We start from the raw sequence: 9,177 nt of genomic DNA, 5'->3' as shown, positions 1-9,177 counted from the left end.
CCGTCCTGGGGGTGCTGAAGGCCGGGGCCGCGTACCTGCCGGTGGATCCGGCGTACCCGCGGGCGCGGATCGACTTCATGCTGGCGGACGCCCGTCCGGCGCTGATGGTCGACGATCCGGTGATGGTGGTCGAGGGCGACTGGCCGGAGACCGACCCGGTGGTCGCGGTCGACGTCCGGCACCCGGCCTACGTGATCTACACCTCCGGCTCGACAGGCCGCCCCAAGGGTGTCGTGGTCGCCCACGGCGGGGTCGCCAGCCTGGTCGCCGCCCAGATCGAGCGGTTCGCGATCGACCCCGGCAGCCGGGTGCTCCAGTTCGCCTCACCAAGCTTCGACGCCTCGGTGTCGGAGATCTGCACCGCGCTGCTGCGCGGCGCGGCCCTGGTGCTGCCCCCGGCGGCGGACCCGGTCGCCGCACTGACCGACCCGGGGCTCGCGGTCACCCACGTGACCGTGCCCCCGTCGGTCCTGGCCGCCGTGCCGGAGGAAACGGTGGCGGTGTCGACGCTGGTGGTGGCGGGGGAGGCGTGCCCGCCGGAGCTGGTGGAGCGGTGGGCGCCGGGCCGGCGGATGATCAACGCGTACGGCCCGACCGAGACCACGGTCTGCGCGACCATGAGCGACCCGCTGTCCCCGGGGGCGGGCGTGCCGCCGATCGGCCGCCCGATCGCCAACGCCCAGGTGTACGTACTGGACGACCGGCTGCGGCCGGTGCCGCCGGGCGTGCCGGGGGAGCTGTACGTCGCGGGCGCGGGTCTGGCCCGTGGTTACCTGAACCGGCCGGGCCTGACGGCCGGGCGGTTCGTCGCCTGCCCGTTCGGTGCGTCCGGGAGCCGCATGTACCGCACCGGCGACCTGGTCCGCTGGCTCGGTGACGGGCAGTTGGAGTACGTCGGCCGCGCCGACGAGCAGGTGAAGGTGCGCGGCTTCCGGGTGGAACCGGGCGAGGTCGAGTCGGCGTTGGCCGAGCACCCCGCCGTCGCCCGGGCCGCGGTCCTCGCCCAGGACGACCGGCTCGTCGGCTACGTCGTCCCCCGCCAGGAGGAGGCCCGCGACAGCGCCCTCGAAGCGGACCACGTGGGCGAGTGGCAGGACATCTACGACGCCCTGCCCATCGCTCCCGAGGAGGCCGGCTTCGGCCAGAACTTCGTGGGCTGGAACAGCAGTTACGATGCCAGCCCGATCCCCGTCGAGCAGATGCGGGAGTGGCGGGACGCGACCGTCTCCCGCATCCTGGCCCTGCGGCCCCGCCGGGTGCTGGAGGTCGGCGTCGGCACCGGTCTGCTGCTCTCGCAGATCGCACCGCACTGCGAGACGTACTGGGCGACCGACTTCTCCGCCACCGCGATCGAGGCGCTGGCCGCCCAGGTGGCCGGGCAGGAGGAGCTGGCCGGGCGCGTGGTGCTGCAGACCCGCCCGGCTCACGACACCGCCGGGCTCCCGGCGGGGGAGTTCGACACCGTCGTGATCAACTCGGTGGTGCAGTACTTCCCGTCCGCCGAGTACCTCGCCGACGTGATCGGGAAGCTGATGGGGCTGCTCGCCCCCGGCGGCGCGCTGTTCGTCGGCGACGTCCGCAACCTCCGGCTGCTGCGCCCGCTGGCCACCGCCGTCCAACTCCACCGGGTCGGCGAAGGCGCCGACGTCACCTCGGTGCGCCGCGCGGTCGAGCAGGCCCTCCGGGTCGAGAAGGAGCTCCTGGTCGACCCGGACTTCTTCACCGCCCTGGGGGAGCACGGCACGGACATCGGCGCGACGGCCGTCGAGGTCAAGCGCGGCCGCCACCACAACGAGCTGACCCGCTACCGCTACGACGTGACGCTGCACAGGGCGCCGGTCACCCCGACGGCTCCGGAGCGGTCCGTCGAGCTGGCGTGGGGGCAGCAGGTCGCCGGGCCGGCCGAACTGCGCGAGCTGCTCGCCCAGCCGCCCGCCGACGTGCTGCGGATCACCGGGGTGCCGAACCGCCGGGTGGTGCGGGAGGCCGCTCTGGCCCGGGCGGTGCAGAACGGGGACGGCTCGCTCGCCGAGCTGCTGGAACGGCTGCACGCCCCGGAGGACGCCGACCTCGCCGACCCGGAGGACTTCCACGCCCTCGGGTCGGAGTTCGGCCGCTCGGTGGCCGTGACCTGGTCGGCCACCGCGGCGGACGCCGTGGACGTGGTCCTCGCCGACCCGCGGGCGCTCCACGGCTCCCCGGTCGAGTCCTACCGGCCGGCCCGGGCCACGGGTGCGTCGCTGTCCTCACTGACCAACCGCCCGACCGGCGGCCGGGGCACCGGCGCCCTCCTGGGCGAACTCCGTGACTGGCTGCGGAGCCGGTTGCCCGACTACCTGATCCCCTCGGCGTTCGTGGCGCTGGAGGCGCTGCCGCTGACGGCCAACGGCAAGCTCGACCGCCGTGCGCTGCCCGCACCCGACCTCGGTCCGGTCGCGGCCGGGCGGGCACCGCGCACCCCGCAGGAGCAGCTCCTCGCCGAACTCTTCGCCGAGGTGCTGGGCCTGGCGCAGGTCGGCGTCGACGACGGCTTCTTCGACCTCGGGGGGCACTCCCTCCTGGCGACCCGGCTGGCCTCCCGGGTCCGGGCGACCCTCGGGGCGGAGCTGGAGGTCCGGACGCTGTTCGAAACGCCGACCGTGGCCGGGCTGGCCGCCCGCCTGGACGGCTCCGGGGCGGCGCGGTCCGCGCTGACCGCCCGGGCCCGCCCCGACCAGGTGCCGCTGTCCTTCGCCCAGCGCCGCCTGTGGTTCCTGCACCGGATGGACGGGCCGAGCGCCACCTACAACATGCCGCTCGCCCTCAGCCTGACCGGTGAACTGGACCGCCCGGCCCTGCACGCCGCGCTCGCGGACGTGGTGGCCCGGCACGAGAGCCTGCGGACGGTCTTCCGCGAGACGGACGGCATGCCCCACCAGGTCGTGCTGAGCGCCGCGCAGGCGCACCCCGCACTGCCGGTGGTCGAGCTCGACGAGAGCGCACTGGCCGAGCGCCTGGCCGAGACGGCGCAGTGCGGCTTCGACCTCGCGGCGGAACCGCCGCTCCGGGCGGAGCTGTACGCCCTCGCCCCCGACCGGCACGTGCTGCTGGTCGTGGTGCACCACATCGCCGCCGACGGCTGGTCGATGGGCCCGCTCTCGGGTGACCTCGCCGCGGCCTACGCGGCCCGCTGCCGGGGCGAGGCCCCGCAGTGGTCCCCGCTGCCGGTGCAGTACGCCGACTACAGCGCCTGGCAGCGCGAGCTGCTCGGTGACGCCGCCGACCCGGACAGCCTGTTCGCCCGGCAACTGGCCTACTGGAAGGGGGAGCTGGCCGGCGTCCCGCAGCAGCTGCAGCTGCCCGCCGACCGGCCGCGGCCGCCGGTGGCCTCCCAGCGGGGCGACCGGGTCGTGGTCCGGCTGGACGCGGAACTGCACCGGGCCCTGCGGGACCTGGCCGCCGCGCGCGGCGCCAGCATGTTCATGGTGCTCCAGGCCGGGCTCGCGGCCCTGCTCACCCGGCTCGGAGCCGGCACGGACATCCCGGTCGGCAGCCCGATCGCCGGCCGTACCGACCAGGCGCTGGACGAGCTCGTCGGGTTCTTCGTCAACACCCTGGTGCTGCGCACCGACACCGGCGGGGACCCCGGCTTCGCCGAACTGGTCGGCCGGGTCCGGCAGAAGGCGCTCACCGCGTACGACCACCAGGACGTGCCGTTCGAGTACCTGGTCGAGGTGGTCAACCCCGCGCGGTCGCTGGCCCACCACCCGCTGTTCCAGATCATGCTGGCCCTGCAGAACGCGCCGGTCGGCGAGTTCGCGCTGCCGGGGCTGGAGACCGGCCACCTGGAGGCGCCGACCGGGACGGCGCGGGTCGACCTGACCTTCAGCCTGGCCGAGCAGTTCCGCCCGGACGGCGGCCCCGACGGCCTCGTCGGCGCGGTGGAGTACGCCACCGACCTCTTCGACGCGCCCACCGTGGAGCTGCTGTTCGAGCGCTTGGCCCGGCTGCTGCACGCGGCGGTCGCCGACCCCGACCGGCCGATCAGCCGGATCGACATCATGCCCGTCGAGGAACACCGCCGACTGCTCGCCGGGTCCAACGGTGCCGCGGCCGAGCTGCCCGAGGCCGCGGTGCCGGAGCTGTTCGCCCGCCAGGTGCGGGCCACCCCGGAGGCGGTCGCGGTGGTGGCCGGCGGTATCGAGCTGACCTACGCGGAGCTCGATCTGCGGGCCAACCGCCTGGCACGGGCGCTGATCCGCCAGGGCGTACGGCCGGAGACGCCGGTCGCGGTCATGCTGGACCGCTCGGCGGAGCTGGTCGTGGCGATCCTGGCGATCGTCAAGGCCGGCGGCGCCTACGTGCCGCTGGACTCGCGCTTCCCCTCCTCCAGGATCGACCTGATCCTGCGGGAGAGCGGGGCCGCCCTGGTGCTCACCCGGGAGGTGCTCACCGCGCTGGTGCGGTCCGGGACCGCTGATCCTTCCGACGTCGAAGTCCCCTGTTCGCCAGGGCAGTTGGCGTACATCATGTACACCTCCGGTTCGACCGGTCGGCCGAAGGGCGTGGCCGTCACCCACCGTGACGTGGTGGGCCTCGCGCTCACCCCCGAATGGCGGGGCGGCGGACACGAGCGGGTGCTGATGCACTCCCCGACGGCCTTCGACCTCTCCACCTACGAGCTGTGGGTTCCGCTGCTCAACGGCGGCCGGGTCGTGGTCGCACCGCCGGAGCAGCTCGACCTCGACCTGCTCCAGCACACGATCACCTCGCACGGGGTGACCGGACTGTGGCTCACGGCCGGACTGTTCCGCCTGGTCGCGGAGGAGCGCCCGGGCCTGCTCGCCGGGGTGCGCGAGGTGTGGACCGGCGGCGACGTGGTCTCCCCGGCCGCCGTCGCCCGGGTGCGGGAGGCCTGCCCCGGCATCGAGGTGGTGAATGGTTACGGGCCCACCGAGGCCACCACCCTGGCCACCTGGCACCCGGTGGGCGACCTCCCCGAACACGCCGCGACCGTTCCGATCGGCCGGCCGATGGCGAACATGCGCGCCTACGTGCTCGACGACAGGCTGCGCCCGGTGCCGACCGGCATGGTCGGCGAGCTGTACCTCGCGGGGACGGGCGTGGCCCGCGGCTACCTCGGGCGGGCCGGCCTGACGGCGGAGCGTTTCACCGCCGACCCGTACGGGCCGGACGGGAGCCGGATGTACCGCACCGGCGACCTCGCGTCGTGGCGGGCCGACGGCACGCTGGACTTCGCCGGACGCGCCGACCACCAGGTCAAGCTGCGCGGCCTGCGGATCGAGCCCGGAGAGATCGAGGCGGTCCTCGCGGGCTGCCCGGGCGTCGCCCAGGCCGCCGTCGTCGCCCGGGAGGACCGGCCGGGCGACAAGCGGCTGGTCGCCTACCTGGTGGCCGGCCCCGAAGGCGCGCCCGAGGCGGGCGAGCTGTCCGGCCGGCTGCGCCGCGACCTGCCCGACTACATGGTGCCGGCGGCGTTCGTCACCGTGGACGCGCTGCCGCTGACCGCCAACGGCAAGCTCGACCGGGCCGCCCTGCCCGCCCCCGAGTACGGGGCCTCGGGCGCCGGGCGCGGCCCACGGACGCCGCAGGAGCAGCTGCTGTGCGGCCTCTTCGCCGAGGTCCTCGGCCGGGAGCAGGTGGGCATCGACGACAACTTCTTCGACCTGGGCGGGCACTCGCTGCTGGCCGCCCGCCTGGCCTCCCGCGTTCGCGAGACCCTCGGCCTGGAGCTGGGTCTGCGGATGCTGTTCGAGGCACCGACCGTGGCCGGGCTCACCGAGCGCCTGCTCATGGACGATCCCGACGACGCGTTGGACGTGGTGCTGCCGCTGCGTTCGACCGGGACGGGGACGCCGCTGTTCTGCATCCACCCCGGCGGCGGCATCAGCTGGTCGTACAGCGGACTGCTGAACCACCTCGGCCCGCAGCACCCGGTCTACGCGATCCAGGCGCGCGGCCTCGGCAGGCCCGAACCCCTGCCGACCTCCTACGAGGAGATGGCGGCCGACTACGCCGACCAGATCCAGAAGATCCAACCGGAGGGCCCGTACCTGCTCCTCGGCTGGTCCGCGGGCGGGCTTATCGCCCACGCGCTCGCCTGCGAGCTGCAGTCGCGCGGCGAACGGACCGCACTGCTGGCGGTCCTCGACGCCTACCCGGTGAAGGACGTGAAGTTCGAGGTCGCTCCGGTGCCCACCGTGCGCGACGTGCTCGTCGGTGTGCTCGACGTCGACCCGGACGAGCTGGGCGCCCGGGAGATCACCTACGCCGAGGTCGCCGAGGTGCTGAACCGGCGGGGCAGCGCGCTGGCCGGTCTGAACGAGCGACAGGTCGAGGTGATCGTCGAGATCATGATCAACAACGCGAAGCTGGCGGTCGACTTCGTCCCCGGCGGCTTCGACGGAGACCTGCTGCTCTTCAACTCCACGATCGACCGGGCCGAGGACAACGCCGGGCCCGAGACCTGGCGCGCGTACGTCACCGGCCGGATCGAATCGCACCGGATCACCACCCGGCACGACCGGATGACCCAAGCCGGCTCACTGGCCCAGATCGGACCGGTCCTGGCCGCCAGGATCACCGAGGCCGTCGGCGACACCGACGGCACCACCACCCTTTCCCACCAGGAGGACTGACCCATGACCAACCCCTTCGACGACCAGGACGGCTCCTTCCTCGTGCTCGTCAACGACGAGAACCAGCACTCGCTCTGGCCGCAGTTCGCGGACGTCCCCGACGGCTGGACCGTCGTCCACGGCCCCGACACCAACGCCGCCTGCCTGGAGTACGTCGAGAAGTCCTGGACCGACATGCGGCCCAGGAGCCTCGCCGACGCCATGGACACCCAGCGGTAGTGCGGCCCGCAGTGAACCCGACCGACACCACGGACGAGGCCCGCCCCGCGGCGGGCCTCGCCCCGCCCCACGCCCTCGTCCCGCCCCACGACTTCGCCGCGGACCTGCTCACCCCCGAGGCCCGGCGGGACCCGTACCCGTTCTACGCCCGCATGCGGCGCGAGAGCCCCGTCCACCGCAGCGCCCAGGGCATCTGGTACCTCACCCGGTACGCCGACGTCGAGGCGGCCCTGAGCGACCTGCGGCTGTCCAACGACCGCGACCGGATGACCCGCGCCTACGGTGCGCTCGGCGGCGACATGAAGGCCTTCAGCCGGCTCACCGACCGGCTCGGCCGGGTGATGACCAACACCGACCCGCCGGACCACGCCCGGCTGCGCAAGCTGGCCAACCGGGCCTTCACCGCCCGGCGCGTCGAAGCCCTGCGCGACGGCGTCCAGCGCATCGTCGACCGGCTCATCGACGAGGCCGTCGCGGCGGGGCCGACCATGGACCTGATCGAGGCGGTCGCAGCCCCGCTGCCGATGTCCGTCGTCTGCGAGCTCTTCGGCATTCCGGACGAGGACCGGCCGCAGGTCAAGACCTGGTTCCGCCGCTTCGGCCGGCTGGGCGAGGACATCGACAAGTCCGAGGAGGCGATCGGGCAGTACGAGGAGTACCTAGCCCGGCTCGTCCGCCTGCGCCGGGCGGACCCGGGCGACGACCTGATCAGCGCCCTGGTCGCCACCCAGGCTCAGGACGAGCGGCTCACCGACTCCGAACTGCTGTCCACCTGCTTCGTCCTGATCACCGCCGGCGACGAGACCACGACCCACCTCGTCGGCAACGGCGTCCTCGCCCTGCTGCGCCACCCGGACCAACTGGCCCGGCTGCGCGCGGACCCGACGCTGATCCGGGGCGCCGTCGAGGAACTCGCCCGCTACGACACGGTGACCCAGGCGATCGTCCGGGTCGTCGCGGAGGACCTGGAGATCGGCGGACGGACACTGCGGGAGGGTGAGCTGGTGTACCTGTTCCTCGGTGCGACCAACCGCGATCCCGAGCGCTTCGAGGCCCCCGACCGGCTCGACCTGACCCGCCCCGGCAACCGGCACCTGAGCTTCGGCCACGGGCCGCACTTCTGCCTCGGCGGCCCGCTGGCCAAGCTCCAGGCGGAGGTGGCGATCGGCACGCTGGTGCGCCGGCTGCCCGAACTGCGGATGGCCGACGAGGCGGCGCTGGACTGGCGGCCCAACCCGCTGCAACGGCGGCTGTGCGCCCTCCCGCTCACCCACTGACCATGAACGACGACGAAGGAGTACCGCCCATGGCCCGAGAGTTCGAGGTCCGCCGGGAACAGGACCTGCCCGCCACGCCGGAACAGGTCTGGGCCGCGGTCGCCACCGGCGCCGGCAACCTCGGCTGGCTGTACCCGATGGAGGTCGAGCCGCGCGTCGGCGGAAAGGCCACCCGGGGCGACTCCACCGTCGTGGCGTGGGAGCCGCCGCGGCACTTCGCCGTCCGGGCGGCCCTCGGCGACGAGTTCTCCAACACGCTCAGCTACTGGATCGAGCCGGTGGACGGCGGAACGAGTCACCTGCGGATGGGAATCCACTGGGTGCACAAGGGCGTCTGGGACGAGGTCTGGGACAGGAAGTCGGACGCGGCCGAGAAGCACGTCGACTTCTACCAGCACGGCCTCGCCGAGTACCTGCGCCACTTCGCCGGCCGCCCCGCCGTCTACGCCAGGGCCCAGCGCCCCGAACCCACCGCCGACCCGGCCGACTTCGCCGCCCTGCGCCGCCGCCTCGGCCTCGCCGACGACGCGGCCGTCGGCGACCGCTTCCCACTTCTCGTCCCCGGCAGGGACGGAGGCCCGGAGGAGGTGGTCGTGGACTGGCTCAGCCCCGAGTTCGTCGGCCTGCGCGGCCCGGACGCGCTCTACCGGTTCTTCAACGGCAGCACCTGGAACGTGCCGATCTGGCTGGGCCACCACCTGTTCGCCGAGGACGCCGACGAGCAGCGGGCCACCGCGGCGTGGACCGCCTGGCTCAACGACACCCAAGCCTAGGACCCCGATGGAAACCTCAACCCGAACCCTGCTCTTCGCCGCCGAACTCGTCGAGGAGAACGGCACCTACACCCTCCTCGTCGAGGACGTCCAGCGGGGCGGCGTCCAGACCACCCCGGTCCCCAAGGCCATGGTCGACAAGCTCCCCACCTTCCTCTCGGCCCTCGCCGCCAAGCTCAACCCACCGCCGTCGCGCCGCCGCTGGTAGCCCTCCTGGCCCCCACGGGGCCGGGGGGGTGGAGGAGAAAAAGAACCCATGACAGAGAAGTA

General features: G+C 73.7%; 5 protein-coding genes. All 5 read left to right on the top strand.

The window, feature by feature from the left end:
• On the top strand, positions 1 to 6,638 hold a 6,638-nt coding region (locus tag ACFVGO_RS33705), incomplete at its 5' end, for an amino acid adenylation domain-containing protein (protein ID WP_380635906.1).
• Between the two features lie 3 nt (positions 6,639 to 6,641).
• Positions 6,642 to 6,857 carry an MbtH family protein gene (locus ACFVGO_RS33700; RefSeq protein WP_380635904.1) on the top strand — a complete coding sequence of 72 codons (216 nt, stop codon included), beginning with the start codon at positions 6,642 to 6,644 and terminating at the stop codon, positions 6,855 to 6,857.
• 11 nt (positions 6,858 to 6,868) lie between these two features.
• A complete protein-coding gene (locus ACFVGO_RS33695; protein ID WP_380635902.1) occupies positions 6,869 to 8,134 on the top strand; it encodes a cytochrome P450 in 1,266 nt (421 codons plus the stop codon).
• 29 nt (positions 8,135 to 8,163) lie between these two features.
• Positions 8,164 to 8,907, top strand: coding sequence for an SRPBCC domain-containing protein (locus ACFVGO_RS33690; RefSeq protein ID WP_380635900.1), 744 nt, complete (start codon positions 8,164 to 8,166; stop codon positions 8,905 to 8,907).
• Between the two features lie 7 nt (positions 8,908 to 8,914).
• The gene (locus tag ACFVGO_RS33685) at positions 8,915 to 9,115 is read left to right on the top strand and encodes a hypothetical protein (RefSeq protein WP_359901319.1); all 201 of its coding nucleotides are present in this window, start codon (positions 8,915 to 8,917) and stop codon (positions 9,113 to 9,115) included.
• The last annotated feature ends 62 nt before the right edge of the window (positions 9,116 to 9,177 follow it).

Source organism: Kitasatospora sp. NPDC057738 (assembly GCF_042798815.1).
GTDB classification, from domain to species: Bacteria; Actinomycetota; Actinomycetes; order Streptomycetales; family Streptomycetaceae; genus Kitasatospora; species Kitasatospora lactacystinica.
This window is presented reverse-complemented; position numbering and strand designations above follow the sequence as displayed.